This window comes from Xanthomonas citri pv. citri (assembly GCF_000961215.1).
Taxonomy (GTDB): Bacteria; Pseudomonadota; Gammaproteobacteria; order Xanthomonadales; family Xanthomonadaceae; genus Xanthomonas; species Xanthomonas cissicola.
Genome location: NZ_CP008998.1, coordinates 4,104,748 through 4,124,591, shown reverse-complemented (window position 1 = coordinate 4,124,591; position 19,844 = coordinate 4,104,748). Strand labels below are relative to the sequence as shown.

Annotated in this window: 14 protein-coding genes and 1 pseudogene; 7 read left to right on the top strand and 8 right to left on the bottom strand. The window is 64.5% G+C overall.

Annotated features, from left to right (window positions below; genetic code table 11):
• Nucleotides 1–10: 10 nt before the first annotated feature.
• Nucleotides 11–955, bottom strand: coding sequence for a DegV family protein (locus AMD14_RS18150; protein WP_003483469.1), 945 nt, complete (start codon nt 953–955; stop codon nt 11–13).
• 481 nt (nt 956–1,436) lie between these two features.
• Here AMD14_RS18150 and AMD14_RS18145 point away from each other — a divergent pair.
• Nucleotides 1,437–2,252: pseudogene (locus AMD14_RS18145) on the top strand (GH12 family glycosyl hydrolase domain-containing protein).
• 391 nt (nt 2,253–2,643) lie between these two features.
• Here AMD14_RS18145 and AMD14_RS18140 read toward each other — a convergent pair.
• Nucleotides 2,644–4,272 (bottom strand): rhamnogalacturonan lyase B N-terminal domain-containing protein, encoded by a 1,629-nt coding sequence (locus AMD14_RS18140; protein ID WP_040107667.1) that lies wholly within the window; start codon nt 4,270–4,272, stop codon nt 2,644–2,646.
• 847 nt (nt 4,273–5,119) lie between these two features.
• Nucleotides 5,120–6,252, bottom strand: a protein-coding gene (locus AMD14_RS23990; RefSeq protein WP_223293138.1) for an IS3 family transposase whose coding sequence is annotated in 2 segments (ribosomal slippage) — nt 5,120–5,973 and nt 5,973–6,252 — 1,134 coding nt in all. Because the reading frame shifts where the segments join, the coding sequence is not laid out codon by codon here.
• 97 nt (nt 6,253–6,349) lie between these two features.
• Between AMD14_RS23990 and AMD14_RS18125 the strand changes: the two genes are divergently transcribed.
• Nucleotides 6,350–6,916: a DUF924 family protein gene (locus AMD14_RS18125; RefSeq protein ID WP_170912702.1), complete on the top strand. Its 567-nt coding sequence runs from the start codon at nt 6,350–6,352 to the stop codon at nt 6,914–6,916.
• A gap of 153 nt (nt 6,917–7,069) precedes the next feature.
• Here AMD14_RS18125 and AMD14_RS18120 read toward each other — a convergent pair whose 3' ends face one another.
• Together AMD14_RS18120 and grxD are read right to left on the bottom strand one after the other, a co-directional pair.
• Nucleotides 7,070–7,939, bottom strand: coding sequence for a hypothetical protein (locus AMD14_RS18120; RefSeq protein ID WP_011052316.1), 870 nt, complete (start codon nt 7,937–7,939; stop codon nt 7,070–7,072).
• 197 nt (nt 7,940–8,136) lie between these two features.
• Nucleotides 8,137–9,063: a Grx4 family monothiol glutaredoxin gene (gene grxD / locus AMD14_RS18115; RefSeq protein ID WP_005913558.1), complete on the bottom strand. Its 927-nt coding sequence runs from the start codon at nt 9,061–9,063 to the stop codon at nt 8,137–8,139.
• Nucleotides 9,064–9,108: 45 nt separating this feature from the next.
• Here grxD and AMD14_RS18110 point away from each other — a divergent pair, with 45 nt between their 5' ends.
• Both AMD14_RS18110 and AMD14_RS18105 read left to right on the top strand, forming a co-directional pair.
• Nucleotides 9,109–9,900 carry a polysaccharide deacetylase family protein gene (locus AMD14_RS18110; protein ID WP_016849114.1) on the top strand — a complete coding sequence of 264 codons (792 nt, stop codon included), beginning with the start codon at nt 9,109–9,111 and terminating at the stop codon, nt 9,898–9,900.
• Nucleotides 9,901–10,190: 290 nt separating this feature from the next.
• Entirely contained in the window at nt 10,191–12,386 is a 2,196-nt protein-coding gene (locus tag AMD14_RS18105; protein WP_011052315.1) for a TonB-dependent siderophore receptor, read from the top strand.
• Nucleotides 12,387–13,620: 1,234 nt separating this feature from the next.
• Here the strand turns inward: AMD14_RS18105 and AMD14_RS18100 are convergent.
• The 3 genes from AMD14_RS18100 to AMD14_RS18090 form a co-directional block, all read right to left on the bottom strand.
• Nucleotides 13,621–14,292 carry a methyltransferase gene (locus AMD14_RS18100; protein WP_003483442.1) on the bottom strand — a complete coding sequence of 224 codons (672 nt, stop codon included), beginning with the start codon at nt 14,290–14,292 and terminating at the stop codon, nt 13,621–13,623.
• 72 nt (nt 14,293–14,364) lie between these two features.
• A complete protein-coding gene (locus AMD14_RS18095; protein WP_005934136.1) occupies nt 14,365–15,042 on the bottom strand; it encodes an SGNH/GDSL hydrolase family protein in 678 nt (225 codons plus the stop codon).
• Complete coding sequence (locus AMD14_RS18090; protein WP_011052313.1) at nt 15,042–16,313, bottom strand: pyridoxal phosphate-dependent aminotransferase; 1,272 nt, start codon at nt 16,311–16,313, stop codon at nt 15,042–15,044. Before AMD14_RS18090 ends, AMD14_RS18095 begins: the two co-directional genes overlap by 1 nt.
• A gap of 152 nt (nt 16,314–16,465) precedes the next feature.
• On the opposite strand from AMD14_RS18090, the gene rsgA reads away from it, so the two are divergent.
• The 3 genes from rsgA (at nt 16,466) to AMD14_RS18075 (ending at nt 19,788) form a co-directional block, all read left to right on the top strand.
• Nucleotides 16,466–17,557 carry a ribosome small subunit-dependent GTPase A gene (gene rsgA, locus AMD14_RS18085; protein ID WP_011052312.1) on the top strand — a complete coding sequence of 364 codons (1,092 nt, stop codon included), beginning with the start codon at nt 16,466–16,468 and terminating at the stop codon, nt 17,555–17,557.
• Nucleotides 17,557–18,819, top strand: a complete 1,263-nt coding sequence (locus AMD14_RS18080; protein WP_003483433.1) for a flavohemoglobin expression-modulating QEGLA motif protein — start codon at nt 17,557–17,559, stop codon at nt 18,817–18,819. The genes rsgA and AMD14_RS18080 overlap by 1 nt, the downstream gene beginning before the upstream one ends.
• Nucleotides 18,820–19,107: 288 nt before the next feature.
• Nucleotides 19,108–19,788 carry a type 1 glutamine amidotransferase domain-containing protein gene (locus AMD14_RS18075; protein WP_003483431.1) on the top strand — a complete coding sequence of 227 codons (681 nt, stop codon included), beginning with the start codon at nt 19,108–19,110 and terminating at the stop codon, nt 19,786–19,788.
• Nucleotides 19,789–19,844 lie beyond the last annotated feature (56 nt).

The following is a 19,844-nucleotide window of genomic DNA, read 5'->3' as shown; positions in this document are numbered from 1 at the left end:
CGGCCATGCCTCAGGCCGAAAACGCGTGTGGCTCGGCGGCAAATCCGACCGCCAAGGCGCCCTTGCCGACGTTGACCATGCCGGTCAGGCTCATCACGCTTTCCAGGAGTTCCACGCCGTGGGTTTGGCAGGCGCCCTGCAGTGCGGCGTAGCCGGGCAGGGCATGCAGCTCGGCCAGCTCGCCGCCGTAGCCCACGCACACCGTTGGCGTCATCAGACCGTCGCGAATCTTGCGCACGGTAAAGCCGAACAGCTTTTCGGCCGAAGGTTCGAAACCCTTCAGCTTGGCCACCGGCTCGGTGACGCCGCGGTAGGCGCGCAGCACCGGTTTGATGTCCAGCGCGCTGCCGAGCGCGGCGCCGATCAGGCCGACGCTGCGATCGCCCTTGGTGCGTGCACGTGCGCGCAGGTAATAGAGATCGCGTGGAATCATGTAGCCATAGGTGTGCTCGGCCAGCTGTTCCAGACGGGTACGGATGACCGCCACGCTCTGGCCCTGGTCGCGCAGGCGGGCCGCCTCCACGGCGGTGATGCCCTGGCCGGCGAACAGGTTGAGCGTGTCGATCACCCGTAGCGCGAACGGCGAGGTGTGGCCTGCGGCCTGCCGAATCGGCTTGTAGTCGTTGAGGATCGCGAAGCTGGCCTGCATCGCGTTGTCGAAGATCTGGCTGCGGAGTTTGGAAATGGTCAGGCAGAACACATGGTCGTAGTCGATGACCAGTTGTTGCAGGAACAGATCGCGGATCTGGTTGACCGAAAACGGCGTGGTTTCCGCTTCGTGCCCGCGCTCGGCCACGTGCGCCTGCAGAAAGCTCAGCGTGGCTTCCTCGTCGCGGTGATCGGCCAGCACCGCCTCGCCGATGCGCACGCTGATCGGCAATACAACGATGTTGTGACGTTGGATGAAGTCCTGCGGCAGATCGCACGCGCTGTCCACCACGATTCCGATACGCATCGTCGCCCCCTCCGGCTGTTGCGTTGTCTGTCGTGCGAACGCTATCGCAAAACGGCGCCGCCGCGTAGGCCCGAGGTGGAGCTTGTTCCGGGCACCGATCGCCCGGATGGCGGCCGGACTGATCCAGACCGTTGGCAGCGACGCCGCACTGCGTTGAACGACATTGCACGCGCAAGCGACGCCGCCCGGCACGTGGGAAGACGGACGATGGGTATGTGGCTATGCACCATTCGCCGCCCCCACGCCCGGGCGTCTTCGCGCGAAACCTGCCGCTGCGCCCTCGTCCTGTGACCTAAGTGCTAGCCAGCGCACGCTCCAAGTGCAAGGTGGCACCCGCTATCGCGCTTGGCCGGGTGGCGCCGCCGGAATCGTTATAGCTCCCCGCGCGGTGCCGCTGCTAGGGTCCAACCCCGACTGCCGCACGGCAGGTCCCGACAGCGCTGCACCAGCGCCGCCGCGTTGAATCATACGGAGAGTCACTATGCACAACTGCCCATCCAGCTCCCTTGTCCAGACGCGCGCCCAGGCGCCGGCCCCGCGGCGGCGCGCCGCGCGCTGGTGGACCGCGGCGCTCGCCTTCGGTCTGGTCGCGCTCACCCCGGTGGCGCTCGCCGGCCCGTACAAGATCTTTGGCAACCACTATGCGTGGGTGAACAATTTCAACGATCCCAACAACATCATCCAGGGCACGTTCGGCACCGGCAGTACGCCGGAGTTGACGGTCACCTTCAACTTCGCCGACTACAACCTCTACGGCTATCCCGCGATCGTGCGCGGCTGGCATTACGACTGGAATCCGACCACCGACACGCTGTTCCCCAAGCAGATCTCCTCGATCGGCTCGCTGCCATTCAAATTCAATTACAGCGCAGGCGGCACCAATTTGGCCGGTGATTTCGCCTACGACATCTTCTTTCGCTGGGACACCGCAAAGGGCAATCCGCAGCTGGAAGTGATGATCTGGGGCGACCACAACTCCTGGCCGGTCGGCACCGTGACCGCGACCAAGGTCATCACCGCGGGCGGGCGTACCTTCGACCTGTGGGAAGGCTTCAATTCCGGCGCCGGCTATTACGTCTAAACCTTCATCCCGACCGGGACCGCCGGCCAGCCGACGCTCAAGACCAGCGGCAGCCTCAACGTGGATGCCAAGCCGTTTCTGACCTGGCTGCAGAACAACCGCTCCAAGGATGGCCGCTACAGCAACAGCATGTATCTGCATGCGGCCGAAGCGGGCTTTGAAGTGGTACGCGGCAACGGATGGGCCAAGGTCAGCGCGACCTTGGATGCGAAGTAAGCGCAGCCGCAGCGGTGTTGTGCGTGTCGGCGGTACCGGTCGGCACGCACACGGTTTTTGTCAAAGTGGACAAGTCGCCGCCTGTGCGTTGTTCGCTGGCGACTGTCGGCGCAGCTCGTTGCGCACATGACAGCGACGTGGCGTGTGTGGCGCCTGTCGCTTCGGCATCGGATTTCGAATGAGCTCACGGTGAGCGATGTGCATGGATGACTGCATCTGCGCGGCATGTGGTCGCGTACGTGCTGGCGCGCAGATCTGGAGCGGCTAACACTGTGCCGCTAAACGGGCGGTGCGGGTGCCAAGAACATCGGAACGGCTGAGCGCTGCATGCCGACGCCACGCACCAGCCGCGCATGCCTGGCAGCTGCGCGGATCGTGTGTTCGGACGCTGCTATAACGCTACCAGCTGGATGCTGTCGAACACGATTGCCGGGCTGAGGTAACCGTTGTCCGGGGAGCCGGAGGCAATGCCGATCTCGATGCGGTTGTTGCCGGCATGCAAGGCAGAGGCGGGGATGTCCACTTCGTACAGGGTGTTGTTGCCACGCGCAGTGCCGCGCGTGATGCCGCGTGTCTTTGGCTGCGTGGGCGCGGCAGGCACCGAGCCGTTCCAGCGTGCATTCACGCTGATCTGCGGACGTGCGCTGCCCTGTGCCAACGGCACGAAGATACGCAGGCGATAGCCGCGCACCTCGTTGGCGGGCAGGGTGAAGTCGATCCGGCTCGGGGTGTTGATGCCGCGCCACTGCACCGCCGGAAAGCTGCTCAGGCTGCTCGATCCCACGGTGTAGGTCACCGCAGACCAGTGCATGCGCGCATCGGAAGGGTGCGCCCGCGGTAACAGGTCCGCATATCTGAACCCTGCCGGCGTGCCATCGGGAATGCCGATCTGCCACTTCACCGTGCCCGGCAAAACGACTGCCTGCAGTGCGGCGTGCGCAGTGGCGCCGGCGGAAACCTCGATGTTGCGTTGTGCGACGTCTAGTTCGTTCTGGTAGAGCGTCATGCGATAGCTGCCCGGGCGAACACCCGTCACCCGGTAGTCGCCGCTGCCGTCGGCAGTGGCCCAGTACTGCGCCTGCGCATTGCGCAGACCGATGACGGCCGGCTGGCCCGGCAACACGCCGCCGACGTGCCCGCTCACGGTGCCGCGCCCGCTTGCCGGCAAATAACCGCTCAGGCCCAGCGTGGCATCGACGAAGGCGGTGTCCAGTTGCGCACTCGACGGCGAGCTCCCATCGGTGAACAGCAGCCCGTACACACCGTGCAGGCCGCCGCGAAACGCTTCGGTCTGGGTGTGATCGGAATACATGTAGTGATAGAGCTCATGCGTCACGCTGGTTTTCTGTGTCGCGATGTCCTTGAAGAACGGGCCGCCCGCGCTGCGCTCGCGGTTGCCCGTCAGCATGAACACGGCAACGCCAGAGCCGCTGACGCCATGCACCTGGTCGTCCATCATTCGACGGGCGGAATAGAACTTGGAACTGGTGCGCCCATCCGGCAATAGAAAGACATCGTTGCCTTCGATCGCTTTGCCGACATTGGAATCGGGCTCCTGCTGCGCATTCGGCAACGTGGACACGTTCAAGCGGGCGACGAAGCGCAATTCGCCCACCGGCATCAAGCTTGGCGCATCGGTGGCCATGTAGATCGCGTTGCGGCCCTTGCGCGCGATGTAGTACTGGACCAAGTCGCCGGCCTTGGCCGACACCACGATCGTCCCGCCAACGATGCGTGCATCCACACTGGCACTGCCCAGCCCCGAAGCGATGTGCGAGCCCTTCGATTCGGTGGTCTGCAGTTCGTTGTCGCGATAGCGCATCGAGACGATGTCGCCATTCCGGGCATCGACCGCAAACACCAGCTCGGCGCCGCTGTCGACGATCACGCGGTCGCCGCTGCGGCTGATCCCGAAGTCGGCCAGCGCAGGTGCGCTGACGCCGGCATAGAGCAGCAGCGCGCAGGCGAAGGTATGTGGACGATTGCGAGGCACGCGGGTGAGTGTCCGGAAGCAAGGCATGGTCGCGATGCGTGCGCGCGATGCCAGGCGAGTGCTGAAGACGGAGACTGTGCGCACTGTTCGAAATTCCAGCGATCAAGGGTGGAGTCGTTGGTTGCCTGCGGGCATCGCTGACTGTCGCCACAGTGGGTAACTGCAATGAGCTGGCCTGGCGCACGCCATTGGAGAGGCTACCAAAACCTCGGGAACCCTTGTCGAGGGCCGGCAGGGATTCGTGCAAAAAAACAGCAAAAAGTGATCTAACTCGCTGTCACCACAGAAATTTTTCACAACTTCCTGCCGACCCTCTTCATGGCCTTGTGCCCCGATCTTGCGGCATGCCGCCTGGTAGCGCTTTACGGGATTCCGTGGTGTTCCGAGAAGACGGGTAACTCATCATCAGCGATTTCTGCAACTCCAGACGCTATTAATCACCCAGTGATCATTATATCGCCCACCTGCAGTAACATCCCAACTCTCTAAATTTACAGAGCGGGAAGTATTTCCAAACCGGTTTCTGCACTTATTAAAAGCTTGCTGCCAATGCGCGCTCCACACCTGTTTACTTGTAGGATTTGCGGGTCTCACATCGCCAAGCACAGAAACTGCCCCTAAAGAATCGTCTGCCTGACTTGGGGCTGATATCGATAGAAAAAAGATTCCGAATGCTGTTGCAGCGAGCAAGGATGATATCATGAAGGAATTTGTTGATTTTTTAACATATTGATCCTATTTAATTAATTTATTAAATGATGGATTACGACATGGTGAAGTGAGAAATTACAACCCGAATTGCCAGTATCAGTGATTCTACACTGGAACCGTTGAAAGTTCTGTCATACCAGCTCTAGCCTCATAAGCTCCCTCGTCAAGCAGACACTCCAAAAGTGGCCCTTCTGGCGTGTTGGTTGCGGTACTCGGTGGGCGTTAGGCCGCTGAGCGAGTCATGGGGTCGCTCTTCGTTGTAATCGATCATCCGCCAATGGATGGCTTGGCGGATATCGTCGAGGCAGGTGAAAAGGTGCTGGTCGAGCACTTCTTCCCGGAAGGTGCGGTTGAAGCGTTCGATGAAGGCGTTCTGGTTCGGTTTGCCGGGTTGGATGTACTTGATCGCCACGCCATTGACCTTCAGCCAGCTGGTAAATGCTTCGCCCAGAAACTCTGGCCCGTTGTCGGAACGCACAATCTGCGGCAGGCCATGATCGTGCTTGATCTGCTCGAACACGCGCACCAGACGATGCGAGTTGATCGACGTATCAACCTCGATGTGAAGTACCTCGCGGTTGGAGTCGTCGACCACGTTGAAGGTGCGGAAGCGTCGGCCGCACGCCAAAGCGTCGCTCATGAAGTCGACCGACCAGACGGTATCAGGCAACCTTGGGACATACAGCGCGACACGCTCGCGCTTGGGAAGACGCCGCTTCGCAGCGCGGCGCAGGTTGAGCCGCATGGCCTTGTACACGCGATAGATTCTCTTCGGGTTCCAGTCAGGACGCGTCCTGCGCAGCACGTCGCTGCATTTCCAAAAGCCGCGACTCGGCCGATCTTCGACAACACGTGCGATCGCCGAGATCAACCCGGCATCGCACACTGTCCAGTCGAGCGGCGGCGCATACCACGCCGCACGTGCAAGCCCGACGCATGCACAGGACCGACGCAGCGGCCGCGCGTGTACCTCGATCAGGTACCGCATGGCCTCGCGCTCGCGCGCCGGCCCTAGAGTTTCTTTGCGATGAGATCCTTCATGGCCGCGTTGTCGAGCGCCAAGTCGGCGTACATCCGCTTGAGCTTGGCGTTCTCGGACTCAATCTCCTTGACCCGCCGCAGCTCCGAAGCCTTCAGGCCTGCGTACTTGCTCTTCCACTGGTAGTACGTCGCTGTACTGATACCAACCTGGCGACAGATGTCCTTGACGGGCACGCCGGCGTCGGCCTGCTTGAGCGCCGCGATGATCCGCGTCTCGGTGAACTTCCCCGGTAAAACGAAAACGTCAGCCGCCAACCTAGTCGTCGGCGGCGTGCTTGCCAAGTGCTGGAGGTCGAGAGCGGCGGGCTCATCACATGCACCCGTGCATGCTATGCCGAATTCGTCAGGGGGTGTGCCGATGATTGCCAAAACAGAGCGCAACAAGCAGGCCGATGTGGTGTTGGCTTTCTGGGAGCTGGCCGGTGCGGCCCGCTGGTTCACGCACAACGATGCCTTCGATGCCAATTTTCGGCAGCACTTCAGCGAGCAGCATTTCGCCGCCGCACGGGGCGAGTACGCGCAGTGGATGGCGCGCGCCGAAGACGCACTGGCCTTGCTGATCCTGCTGGATCAATTTCCACGCAATGCGTTCCGCGGCAGCGCGCATGCCTATGCCACCGATGGCCTGGCACTGCGGCACGCCAAACAGGCGCTCGCCAGCGGCTTCGATCAACAGGTGTCGGCGCAACTGCGCCTGTTTTTCTATCTGCCCTTCGAGCATGCCGAAGACGCCGATGAGCAGGCGCGCGCGGTGCAGCTGATCACTGCACTGGGCGATGCGCAGACCACCCATTGGGCGTTGGAGCATCAGCGCATCATTGAGCGCTTTGGCCGCTTCCCGCACCGCAATGCGGTGCTGGGACGTGAGACCACCGCAGAAGAGCAGCAGTTTCTGGACGACGGGGGATTTGCCGGTTGAAGACCGGCATCGGCCATCTGCATGCCGATGCTCGAAGTCTGCTGCGCAGCGTGGGTAACCACAGTGTGACCGCCGGGCAGAAGCGGGCATCGCAACGCAGAAGATTTCGCCATGCCCATGCCGCACCAGGCAGTGCGCCAGCAGTCAAGGCGATCAGCAGCCGCCCGGCAATGCTTCCGAACGCCAGCTGGGGCCTTCGCCGAGCAGCAGATAAAACCCGTAACTTTCGTAGCCGCTTTCGGCCAGCACGAAATCGAGCGTGCCGTTGCCGTCGATATCGCCGAATTGCAGCAGATGCGTGCGCAGCGGCAGGTCTTCGCAATCGTCGCAGCCGCTGGCAGCGTGACCCTTGCGGAACTGCCAACGGCTGCCGTCATGCTCGAAGATCGCAAGGACGACGAGCACGCCGGTCGGGTTGTCCGGGTTGCCGGTCTCGATCGGATGGTTGGAGGTCAGGATCGCCACGCGTCGCTGCGGTTGCTGCGTATCGGTGACGATCTGCAGCGCCGCCAGATCCTGCGCGCGATCGGCATTGAACGCGGCCAGCGCCTGCGCCAGGGCTGCCGGCTTGACGCGCTTGCGCAGCTGCGCGGTGTTGTTCACCTGGGCGAACAGCTCGGCCTGTTCGCTGGTGGTGGCGGCGCGGCCGGCAAAGCGCTTGCCGGGATTCACATCCACGGTCGACAGCAGCGGCGAATCGGACAGCGTGGGGTTGCCCTTGATGCGCAGCTTCGCGGTGCCGCCGCACATGCTGTTGTCGTCCACCGTCAGTGCCGCAAGCCGCACGTTGCCCGTGGAAACGCCCGCGTTGAAGACCTGCAAAGGCTGGCCCAGCAGCGCCTTGGGCAGGGTCGATTCCTTGGCGACGTCCTTGCCGAGCCAGAGCGGGATGTATTCCAGCGGATCGTCGATCGGTTGGTTGTCGTAGGTCTGGACCAATAGCACCGCGCGCGACGGTTCGGCAGCGTGGGTGGCCAACGGCAGCAGCGCGGCCAGGGCGACAGAGAGCAGGCGGGTATGCATTGCAGCGATGTCCTTGTGCAGGTCGATCCATGAAAAAACGGACGCTCAGGGAGCGCCCGTTTCGGTATGCGGTGTGCCGGCCTAGCCTGCTTCCGAGCAAGCTGCGCTCACGCGGTTGTCGCAAGTGCGGCAGTCTGCAGAGGGGGCATGACCGGTGAGCGGCAGCCGCGACCGTGCGACTACCGCTGATGTCTTGCTCAGTATTTCGCCACGCCGTTGTCCACCTCGTCCGACCACGCATCGATGCCGCCGGTGACGTTGTAGACGTTGGTGAAGCCCAGGCCACGGAAATGTTCTGCGGCCTGCAGGCTGCGGCCGCCGCGGTGGCACAGGAACGCCAGCGGGGTGTCCTTGGGCAACTGTTCGATGGCGGCGCGCTCGTGCGCATCCAGCGTGCGGAACGGTGCGGCCACCGTGGCCAGCGCGCGCTCGTCGGCCGGGCGCACGTCCACCAGGGTCAGGCTGCCGGCCTTGAGACGGTCGTCGGCGTCGCGCACCGACAGCTCCTGCACCGGCTTGGGCGCATTGGGGTTGTCGATGGCCAGGCCACGGCCGCGGATGTCGTCCACCCAGTCGATGGTGATGCCGTCGGCACGACGCGCGCTGGCCAGGTCGAACTGCACGCGCAGTCCGTTGGATTCAGCCGCAATGGCGTTCGGGTTGGTCGGCGCCAGCTGGAAATTGGGCTGGAAATTGGCATCGATGGCCAGCGTCAGCGAGGCATCCGGCGCATCGGCCAGCGCGCCCTTGAGCATCTCGACCGCGGCGGGGGTGATGGTGATCTTGGGCGGGCTGCGGTCGGGCGCCTGCAGGCCGAGCATGCTGCTCAGCTCGCCGCTATCGGCCATCTGCACGATGATGTCGCTGCCGCCGATCAGCTCGCCGTCCACGTACAGCTGCGGGATGGTCGGCCAGTCGCCGTAGGCCTTGATGCCCTCGCGGATTTCCTGGTCGGCCAGCACGTTGACGTGGGCATAGTCGATGCCCAGGCCGTCCAGCACGCCGACCGCCTTGGCCGAAAAACCGCATTGCGGCATGCCGGGCTGGCCTTTCATGAAGAGCACCACGCGGCTGGACTGCAGCAGCGTATCGATACGGGAACGCAGGGCGGGATCGAGAGACATGGCAGCACTTCGGTGGCAGCGTGGAGACCGGGCATTCTACGCCGCATGGCATCATTGGGCATGACCACGCCGGAAACGCTGTATCGCACCCCTTCGCGCCCCTACCGCTGGGTAGGCCTGTTGGCCCTCTCGCAGGTAGCGGTGGCACTGCTGTGGTGGCATCTGGGCTGGGCGTGGGGGCTGCCTGCGCTGCTGCTGTCGCATGCGCTGTTCGTGGTGCCGGTGTTCCTGCCGCGCGCGCGGCTGTACGCGCCGGTGCTGGCGCGGTTATCCGGTCGCGTGCCGCAGGTGTGGCTGACCATCGACGATGGCCCGTCCGACGACACCCCGGCCATCCTCGACCTGCTGGATGCCTACGACGCCAAGGCAACGTTCTTCGTGGTCGGCGCGCGTGCCGAGCAGCGGCCCGAGCTGGTGCGCGACATGGTGCGGCGCGGGCACGGCATCGGCAACCACAGCCACACCCATCCGCAAGCCTGGTTCTGGGCGCTGGGACCGCGCCGGATGGCACAGGAAATCGGCCAGGCGCAGCGCGTGCTGGCGTGCATCACCGGCCAGGCGCCACGGCTGTACCGTTCGGTGGTCGGCATGACCAACCCCTTCGTCGCCTCGCCGCTGCGCGCGCACGGCCTGACCCGGGTGGCCTGGAGCGCGCGCGGTTTCGACGGCGTGCGCTGCGAGCCGGACACCACCATCGCCCGCATCGTGCGCGACCTGCAACCCGGCGCCATCGTGCTGCTGCATGAAGGCGCTGCACACGGCCACAACCTCACCATCCTGCGCGGCGTACTGGAGGCGATGCGCGCGCGCGGCCTGGCGGGGCGGCGACCGCTCTGAGGTCCTGCGCACGGCGTGGCCGATGGCGTGGAAGCAGAGCGTATGTTGCCGGATCCATCTTCACTGTCGGCAGGCATGCTTCGGTGCGACGCGACATTTCTTGTTCGCCGGATTGCCCGGAGCTGGCGCTCCTGAGCCCCGGCATCGACCCGCGCATGGATTGACAGCGATTCGACGCGGATCGAACATGCGCCCCCAGCCAGCAAACGGTACGCGCCTTCCGATGGCGCTGCCGACGCCAGCCTCAATAGCCGTCATCGACGGCCATACTCGCTCTTGAGGCTGACCCCATGTCCCATCGTATCGTCCCTGCGCGCGCGCTGACGCGTGCGGATATCCGTTCGCCGCAGCTCCCGCTGGCGTACTCCCTGCTTGCGCTTGCGCTGGCCTGCGCATGGCCATTGGCGGCTGCGGCGCAATCGAGCACGCGCGACCCGGTCGATCTGGACCGCCTGCAGATCGAGGCACACCGCGGCGCCGCGACCGAAGGCAGCGACTCCTACACCGCCGATGTGGCGCGCAGTTCGACCAAGCTGGAGCTGTCGCTGCGCGAGACGCCGCAGTCGGTGGTGGTGGTGACCCGCCAGCAGATCGTCGACCGTAACCTGCAATCGCTGCAGGACGTCACCGACACCGTGGCCGGCTTCAACTCGCCGACCTGGGACACCGAGCGCACCTACATCACTGCGCGCGGCTTCGAAGTGGACTACTACCGCATCGACGGCATTCCCACCGACTACACCGGCGACGTGCAGCAGAACATGGCGATCTACGACCGGGTGGAAATCATCCGCGGCGCCAACGGCCTGACCACCGGCGCGGGCAGTCCGGCCGCGTCGATCGACCTGGTGCGCAAGCATGCCGACAGCGATGTGTTCACCGGTCGGGTCGATCTGTCGGCAGGGCGTTGGGACCGCTATCGCGGCACCGTCGACCTGCAATCGCCCTTGAACGCCGCCGGCAACGTGCGTGGACGGGTGGTTGCCAGTGACGAGGACAAGCAGTCGTTCCGCGATTACTACAGCAAGCAATCGTCGCTGTTCTACGGCATCGTCGATGCGGATTTCAGCGATGCCACCCGCGGCTACATCGGCGTCAACAAGCAGCGCAACGACGGCCGCGGCACCACCTGGGGCGGCGTGCCGGCGTATTTCAGCGACGGTAGCCGCACCGATTTTGCGCGATCGGATTCGTTCACGCCGCGCTGGGCGCGCGGCGTGGCCGACACCACCAATGCGTTTGCCGGCCTGACCCATCGCTTCGACAACGGTGCGCAGCTGCACGTGGAATATTCGCATCAGCGGTTCGAAGCCGATTGGAAGTCGGTGCTGTTCGGCTACTTCGATTACCCGGACCGCGAGACCGGCCTGGGCCTTTCCAACACTTTTGGCGGGCGCTATCCCGCAATCACTGCGCAAAACAGCCTGGATGCCTACCTCAGCGTGCCGTTGACCTGGTGGGGCCGCAATCACGAACTGGTCGCCGGTGCCACCTGGATGAACCGCAACGTGCGCAGCTGGTCCAACGGGCCGCAGCCGCCGCAGGTGCTGACGGCCGAAAGCGTCTACGCCTGGACCGGCAGCATGGCGCAGCCGCAATGGACGCCGCTGGTGAAGGGCGAAGAACGCGACGTGCGCCAGGTGGCCGCCTACGCTGCCGGCCGCTTCAGCCTGACCGACGCGCTCACGGCCATCGTCGGCGCACGCGTCACCGACTGGAAGAACACCGATCAGCTGGTGCCGGCCAACACCTACGAGCGCCGTGGTCGCACCACGCCGTACGCCGGCCTGATCCTGGACGTGGACGACCACCATTCGCTCTACGCCAGCTACACCGGCATCTTCAAGCCGCAAAACAATCGCGACCGCAGCGGGCGCTATCTGGCACCGCTGGAAGGCAACAGCTACGAGGTCGGTGCCAAGGGCGAGTACCTCGGCGGCCAGCTCAACGCGGCGCTGGCGTTGTTCCGTATCGAGCAGGACAACCTGGCGGTCAACGACCCCGGACAACTCGTGCCCGGCACCACCAATCAGGCCTTCCTGGCCGCGAAGGGCACGGTCAGCCAGGGGGTGGAATTCCAGCTCGATGGGCAGCTTTCCGAGCAGTGGCGGATCGCGTTCGGCTTTGCCCAGTTCGATGCCAACGATGCCAGCGGCGTCGACGTCAATCCGACCAGCCCGCGTCGCGAGGCTACCCTGTTCGCCAGTTGGCAGACCGGCCCATGGCGCGTGGGCGGTGGCCTGAGCTGGCAGTCGGCCATCCACGAATTGATGTCCGGGCCACTGGGCAGCACGCAGCGGCTGACTCAGGGCAGCGTGGTGTTGGCCAACGCCATGGCACGCTACGACATCAACCAGGCATGGTCGGCGCAGCTCAACGTGCGCAACCTGTTCGACCGCAAGTACTACGCCAACATCGTCTATCAAAGCCAGTTGATCTACGGCGACCCGCGCGATGTGGAGCTGACGCTGTCCTGGAAGTTCTGAACCTTGCTCCAGACGACAGGCTTTGGCGGCATTCATGCCGCTACCGAGCCTCCACCGACGGACTTACGGCATGTCCCGCTAGCGGTGAGGGCGGCGCGCACTTGGCAAACCAGGCCTTTGCCTGCATCCAAACGGCGCGGCGACTCGATCACTTGGTTGTCCCGAAGTGATTGGTCATCGCGGAGGGGTCAGTTGTAGAGCGGCTGCTCTGCGACTTCGCTGCAGGGTCCTTGCCCGCCCACCATCGCAGGACACGCCGCAAGTACGTCCGTGTAGGCTCTTACGCGTCATCCATGCCGCGTAAGGTCCCGCGACGGTGGGCGGACAAGGACCAGTCGAGAGCGTCGGTATGCATGGCAAGAGCAGGAACGGCGGCCGGCGGGTCAGATGCAGCGGTGGTTGCATGGACCTTGTGCGATCTGGACGACGTGGTCTAATTTCCGAACAACACGTTCCGTCGAAGGCGGGCAGCAAGTTGATTGGGTTTGCCCCTATCGCTAAATAGCCATGCACCCATGCATGCAAGCGACCAAGCCGCTGCGTTAAGTCACCTCGCATAGATCATCTCGGTTTTGCGGTTGCATCAGCGCACGACCAACTTTGGAGGCGTGATGTCCTTACCGGTTCCGGGACCCTTGGCGGCATGGATGCCGCCAAGGAGCCTCCATGGATGGATTCACGGCGTGTCCCGGAAGTGGTGAGGGCATCGCGCCCTCGACCCACCGAGCTTTTGATTCAAGCTGCTGATCGCGCCTAAACGACGCCATCGCTCTAAGTCTTGATTGCTTGCTGCGTTGTGTATTGGGGGCTTGTAAGGTGCGATAGATCAGCGGTAGAGCGGTATATCGGCTGCTTGGCTGCAGGGCCCTTGTCCGCCCACCGTCGCGGGACGCGCCGCAAGTACGTCCCTGTAGGCGCTTACGCGGCATCCATTCCGCGTAAGGTCCCGCGACGGTAGGCGGGCAAGGACCAGTCCAGATGGTCGGTGTACATGGTTTTCAACAAGGCAACCAGCGGACTCTCTGGGGCGTGGGGCACCACCCCTTGAAAACGTGGCCCGGGATCATCCGCATGGCGTCAACAGCGGCTGCCAAAAACGACTGCGCGGCCGGTGCCCGGTGCGGCTTCGCTACGCGTACACCCCGGTTTCTGCGTGCCGTCCACATCCGTCCGGCGACCGCGCGTTACGTCTCATCAGCCGTTCTAAAGCGAGCCAGGCATGTTGTGCACGGCCTCAGCGCGGCTCGGCCACGATCAACCAGTTGTTGAATGGCGTGTTGCCGTACAACGGCGCAAATGTCGCGCGCAGACCAGCAGCGTCCAGCTGCGCTTGCAGGCTGTCGCGGGTGGGATAGCTGCGCGGCATGCGCTGCATCCAGCCGCTCAGATGCGCTAGCACGTCGGTCACGCGGCTGGTGCGGCCACGGCTGCTGGCATCGCCCAATGCGCTGCGGATCACCAGCTTCGCGCCCGGCGTCAGCATCTGCGCCACGCTGCGCAGCAGGCTGGCCTGCATGTCGGCCTGCAGATACTGCAGCACGTCCAGAATGGTCACGCTGCCGCGGTGCTGCGGCCAGGCCACGCTCAGATCGACCACGGCAAACTGCGTATTGCCCAATGCCGAGCGCTGCGCGATGTGTTGCGCGCGGCGAATCTTGGACGCATCCACATCCACCCCGTGATACGCCAGTGCCTGGCCATCGGCACGCAATGCATGCGCGAGCAGGCCCAGCCCGCAGCCCAGATCCAGCACGGGCGCGGTGGTGCTGCGCAACTCGGCAAGCACGCCCGGATACAGCGGATCGGTGCGCAGCTTGGCCTGGGTGTAGTAATAGTCGTAGCGATTGCCCAACGGATGCGGCGGCAAAAACGCGCGCGCGATCGCCAGCGCCTGCGCGCGGCTCATGGGTTGGGTGGCGGTGCTGTGCAATGTCGTTCCCTGGCAATGAGGCTTGGTGCGCGGCGAGCTTGGGCCCTGCTAACGCGATGGGGGCTGCCCACGCATGGCATGCTCCATCCCGATCGCGTTGGCAGCCGCTATCGCATCGCGCGCTGCTGGCAGTGCCAATGCGGTCCAGCGCGCATACATGGCGCCGGAGGGATGCAGGCCATCGTCGACCAGCATGTCGGCAGCGTCGCCGCCATCGCGGCTGGTGGCGGTGATGTCGACAAAGCGCACCGAGCGCGCGGCGCAGCGTTCGGCGGCCACGTTGTTGAAGGCATCGATCTGTGCGCCGATCAGTGCCGCATCGCCGCCTTGCGCATGCGCAAACGGAGTCAGCCCCCAATCGGGAATCGACAGCACGAACACGCGTGCCGCAAGCCCACCGGCGAACCCGATCGCGCGCTGCAACAACGCATCGAACTGGCTGCGGTACGCGTCCAGCGAGCGCCCGCGGTACTGGTTGTTGACGCCGATCAGCAAGCTCACCAGTTCGAACGGCGCCTGCGGTGCAGCAGCGTCGATCCCGGCCTGCAACTCGTCGGTGGTCCAGCCGGTGGTGGCGATGATCTGCGGCGGCGCCACGTTCCAACCGTATGCCCGTAAACCATCGACCAGTTGCGATGGCCAACGCTGGGCAGGCGCAACGCCTTCGCCGATGGTGTACGAATCGCCGAGCGCCAAATAGCGCAGCGGCGTGCCAGGCGCCGCCATCAGGCCACGCTGCGTGGCTTGAGTGGAACCACCTTGGTGACCGCTTCGGCGCGGCGTGCCAGTGCACGGTCGATGCGCGCGAACACATCGCGCATCACACCGGCTTCCGGCATCAATGTCACGCGGAAATGATGGCGATACGGCACGTTGAAGCTGGAGCCGGGAACCACCAGCACGCCTTCCTCGTTCATCAGATCGAGGGCGAACGCATGATCGTCGAAGTTGCGCGCCGCCGCGCCCACCACTGCCGGGAACGCATACAGCGCACCGGCCGGTGCCACCAGCGACAGATGCTCGCTGGCCGCGCAGGCCTCGATCACCGCGCGGCGGGTTTCGTACAGCCGTCCGCCGGGTGCGCACAATGCCGAGATGGTGTCCGGCCCGTTCACGGCCGCATCGATGGCGTACTGGCCTGGTACATTGGCGCACAGGCGCAAGGCGCCGAGCAGGTCCATCGCATTGCGCAAGTCGTTGATGCGCGCTTGGTCGCCCGACAGCAGTGCCCAGCCCACGCGCCAACCGCAGGCGCGATGCACCTTGCTCAGGCCGCTGAAAGTGATGCACGGGTGCGCGCCGGCCAGCGGCGCGACCGGCACGAAGGCCGCGTCGTCGTACAGCACCTGGTCGTAGATCTCATCGACCATCAAGAGCAGATTGTGCTTGGTGGCGATCGCCACGATGCGCTCCAGCAGTTCGCGCGAATAACTGGCGCCGCTGGGATTGTTTGGATTGATCAGCACGATGGCGCGGGTGCGCGAGGACACCAGCGTCTCGATCTCCACTGGGTCCGGCTGGAAGCCGTTTTCCGGGGCGCAGCGGTAATACACGGGACGACCATCGTTGAGGATGGTCGCGGCCGACCACAGCGGATAGTCGGGCGAGGGCACCAGCACTTCGTCGCCGGGATTGAGCAGCGCACGCAGCGACAGATCGATCAGTTCGCTGACGCCGTTGCCAACGAAGATGCGGTCCGGATGCGCATCCGGATGCTGGCGCCGCGCATATGCGGTGGCGATCGCCTCGCGCGCTTCCGGCAGGCCTTGCTGATGGGTGTACGGATCGGTGCGGCCCATGTCGTCGGCGATGGCGCGCTGCAGATGCTCCGGCGCACGGAAGCCGAACGCACCCGGGTTACCGATATTGAGCTTGATCAGCTTGCGGCCCTGCGCCTCCAGCTCCCGCGCTCGTCGCGCCAGCTCGCCCCGGATTTCGTAGCGGACTTCGGACAGACGCTCGCGGATGGCGAGCGGCTTTTGCGGGGCAGTGGACATGCGACGGGCCGGTTGTAGGCGTGAGGCTTGGCATGGTAGCGGAAATATGACAGGCGGACATGCTTGCATCGGCAACGATGTCAAGGGGGCGTCACGCTCCGGGCAGCACACGCTTGCACAAGCCGCTGTGGCCAGCCAGCTAGAATCGCCCAATGAGCGACACATCCCCCGATTACCCCACCCTCCAATCCATCGGCTGGCCCTGGCTGGGGCCGCCTGAAGAAGCGGCCTGGCAGGCGGTGTTCGCCGCGCATCCGCAGGCGCTGCCGGCGCGGGTGGTGGAGCAGCATCGCACCGGTTATGTGGTGGCCGATACGCCGGAGGCCAGCGTCAAGGCCGAGTCGTTGCCGGAGTGGCAGCGGCCGCGCTTTCCCAGCCATGAGCGGGCGGCGGTGGGCGATTGGGTGTTGATGGAGGGCAAGCGCATCGTGGCGCTGCTGCCGCGGCGCACCTCGATCAAGCGCGGAGCGGCCGGCGAGCATTACCACCAGCAGGTGATCGCGGCCAATATCGATACGGTGTTCATCGTGTGTGGGCTGGATGCGGACTTCAACCCGCGTCGCATCGAGCGCTATCTGTTGCTGGTGGGCGGTGGCGGTGCGCAGCCGGTGGTGGTGCTGACCAAGGCCGATCAGACCGAATACGCCGAAGACGCGCTGGCGGTGCTGGAAGAGCTGGAGGCGCAGAACATTCCGTTGCGCGCGGTCAACGCCAAGGATCCGGATAGCGTGGCCGCGTTGCGGCCGTGGCTGGGCGACGGCCGCACTGCGGTGCTGGTGGGCTCGTCCGGTGCGGGCAAATCGACCCTGACCAATACGCTGCTCGGCACGCAGAAGATGAAGACCAATGCCGTGCGCGAAAACGATTCGCGCGGCCGGCATACCACCACGCACCGTGCGTTGATTCCGTTGCCGTCCGGGGCGTGTCTGATCGACACGCCCGGCATGCGCGAGCTCAAGCCGACCGGCGAAGAGGATCTGGCCGAAGGTGGTTTTTCGGACGTGGAGGCGCTGGCGGCGCAGTGCCGCTTCAACGATTGCGCGCACATCGCCGAGCCGGGCTGTGCGGTGCGTGCGGCGATCGACGCCGGCGAGCTGGACCCGGAGCGCGTTGCCAACTACATGAAGCTGCGCATGGAAGTGGCCAGCGCGGCCGAAAAGCTCGCCACGCGTGTTGCGCAGAACAATCGCGGCAAGGGCTCGGGCAAGCGGCCGGCCAGCGTCGATCGTCCCGGACGGCACTGATGCCATCGCGCAAGCGGCCGCCGGACATCGTCCATCACGCGGCATTGGATGCGCGCCTGGTCAAGGCCGTGCGCGGTGTGCGTCTGCTGGCCTTGGCCAGCTGGCCGCGCTCGCTGCAGGAGCCGTTTCTGCAGAGCGTGGCGCGCGGGCAGCCGGAATTGCCGCAGGTCGAGTATCCAACGCTGGATTTCGGCGATACACGGCGCGAACTGGCCGCCATCGCCAAGGACGCCGACCCGCATCATCCGCTGGGCGAATACCTCATCGATTCGGCGCATAGCTGGAGTCTTGCCGCAGGGTTGCTGGAGTCGTTGGGCACCGCGGCGGTGAGCGATTACTCGGCGCAATTGTTCGGCGTGCCGGAGGACCCAATGCCGGGCAACGGGCCGAGCACCCGCGAAGCGGCGCAGCATTTCATCCAGATCGCGCAGGAACTGGATCGCGAGCTGATGGCGCCGGAAGAGCAAGTGCCGGTCTCGGCGACGGCGTTGCGCATGCAGTTGCAGAACGATCTGGATGGGTTTTTCGAGGGGCGCATCATCACCGTCACGCTCGATCCGGATCTGCTCGCCAAGGCGGCTGCCGGCGCGCATCGCATTCGCTTGCGTACCGGTGCCACGTTCAGCGATTACGACCGCGCGCAGCTGTTCCATCACGAGGCGCTGGTGCATTCGCTGACGGCGCTCAACGGGCGCGCGCAGGTGCATTTGCCCAGCCTGGGCATTTCTTCCCCGCGCACGACCGCAACGCAGGAAGGCTTGGCCACGTTTGCCGAGCAGATCACCGGCAGCATCGATATCGAGCGCATGAAGCGCATCAGCCTGCGCATCGAAGCGATTGCGATGGCGCGCTCGGGTGCGGATTTCATCGAGGTATTTCGCTATTTCACCGCAGGCGGCCAGAGCGCTGCAGAAAGTTTTTCGTCGGCCCAGCGCGTGTTCCGTGGCGTGCCGACCAGTGGCGGTGGGGCATTCACCAAGGACACCGTGTATCTGCGTGGGTTGGTCGCGGTGCACACTTTCTTCCGCCATTCGTTGCAGCGCGACCAGCTGCAGCTGTGCCGTTGCCTGTTCGCCGGCAAGATGGCGTTGGGCGATGTAGCGCGCTTTGCGCCGTTGTTCGAAAGCGGCGTACTGGTCGCCCCACGTTGGCTGCCGCCGTGGGTGAGCCGTGTCAGCGGGCTGGCTGGCATGTTGGCGTTCTCGTTGTTCGCCAACCGCATCCGCATGGATCAGCTGCAGCCGCCGGCAATGAATGTGTGAGGCAAGGCGTTCGCTGCAGTTGCGGCGCATCGCGGCGCTCGACAGTTGCTAACACAGCTGGCGAGAAATTGTTGGGTGGGCGTGGATGGCGCGCAGGAGCCCGGTGTCGATCAAGTGCACATGCGGCGTTCCGAGCCCCCGCGCTCCTGTCGGCCGCATTGGTCTGTTGGACGCAATCGCTACATCTATGAACATGCAGCGGGTACCACGCGCTCTACACGAGGCTGCAACGGGCTGAACTGCACACTGGCCGCCTTGCCCAGTTGGGCCATGACATGAGGCGATGCGATGAAAGTCTTGATGGTGCTGACGTCCCACGACCAGCTCGGCGACACCGGCAAGAAAACCGGGTTTTGGCTGGAAGAATTCGCCGCGCCGTATTACGTGTTCAAGGATGCAGGCGCGGACATCACCCTGGTTTCGCCCAAGGGTGGCCAGCCGCCGCTGGATCCCAAGAGCGACGAGCCCGACGCACAAACCGACGCCACCAAGCGCTTCAAGCAGGATCCCGAGGCGCAACAAGCCCTGGCAAGCACGCACCGTCTGGCCGACGTCAAGGCCGAGGACTTCGATGTGCTGTTCTACCCGGGCGGCCACGGCCCGCTCTGGGATCTGGCCGAAGACGCCGATTCGATCGCGCTGATCGAAGCGTTTGCCGAGGCCGACAAGCCGCACGGTCTTGTGTGCCACGCACCAGGCGCGCTGCGTCGGGTCAAGGGCAGCGACGGCACGCCGCTGATCAATGGCCGCCGCGTCACCGGCTTCACCAATAGCGAAGAAGAGGGCGTGGGCCTGACCAAGATCGTGCCGTTCCTGGTCGAAGACGTGCTGACCGAACTCGGCGGCAAATACGAAAAGGGCGCCGATTGGGGCGTGTACGTGGTCACCGACGGCACCCTGGTCACCGGTCAGAACCCGGCGTCTTCGGAGAAAACCGCAGAAACGCTGCTGGCGCTGGCAAAGCGCTGATCTTTGCAATCGACGGGTCTTGAAAAAGCCCCGTTCCCTTCGGGACTCAAGGCATG

Coding starts and splice junctions, on each gene's coding strand:
- AMD14_RS18150 (WP_003483469.1), bottom strand. CDS start 955: ATGCGTATCGGAATCGTGGTGGACAGCGCGTGCGATCTGCCGCAGGAC.
- AMD14_RS18140 (WP_040107667.1), bottom strand. CDS start 4,272: ATGCCTTGCTTCCGGACACTCACCCGCGTGCCTCGCAATCGTCCACAT.
- AMD14_RS18120 (WP_011052316.1), bottom strand. CDS start 7,939: ATGCATACCCGCCTGCTCTCTGTCGCCCTGGCCGCGCTGCTGCCGTTG.
- grxD (WP_005913558.1), bottom strand. CDS start 9,063: ATGTCTCTCGATCCCGCCCTGCGTTCCCGTATCGATACGCTGCTGCAG.
- AMD14_RS18110 (WP_016849114.1), top strand. CDS start 9,109: ATGGCATCATTGGGCATGACCACGCCGGAAACGCTGTATCGCACCCCT.
- AMD14_RS18105 (WP_011052315.1), top strand. CDS start 10,191: ATGTCCCATCGTATCGTCCCTGCGCGCGCGCTGACGCGTGCGGATATC.
- AMD14_RS18100 (WP_003483442.1), bottom strand. CDS start 14,292: ATGAGCCGCGCGCAGGCGCTGGCGATCGCGCGCGCGTTTTTGCCGCCG.
- AMD14_RS18095 (WP_005934136.1), bottom strand. CDS start 15,042: ATGGCGGCGCCTGGCACGCCGCTGCGCTATTTGGCGCTCGGCGATTCG.
- AMD14_RS18090 (WP_011052313.1), bottom strand. CDS start 16,313: ATGTCCACTGCCCCGCAAAAGCCGCTCGCCATCCGCGAGCGTCTGTCC.
- rsgA (WP_011052312.1), top strand. CDS start 16,466: ATGAGCGACACATCCCCCGATTACCCCACCCTCCAATCCATCGGCTGG.
- AMD14_RS18080 (WP_003483433.1), top strand. CDS start 17,557: ATGCCATCGCGCAAGCGGCCGCCGGACATCGTCCATCACGCGGCATTG.
- AMD14_RS18075 (WP_003483431.1), top strand. CDS start 19,108: ATGAAAGTCTTGATGGTGCTGACGTCCCACGACCAGCTCGGCGACACC.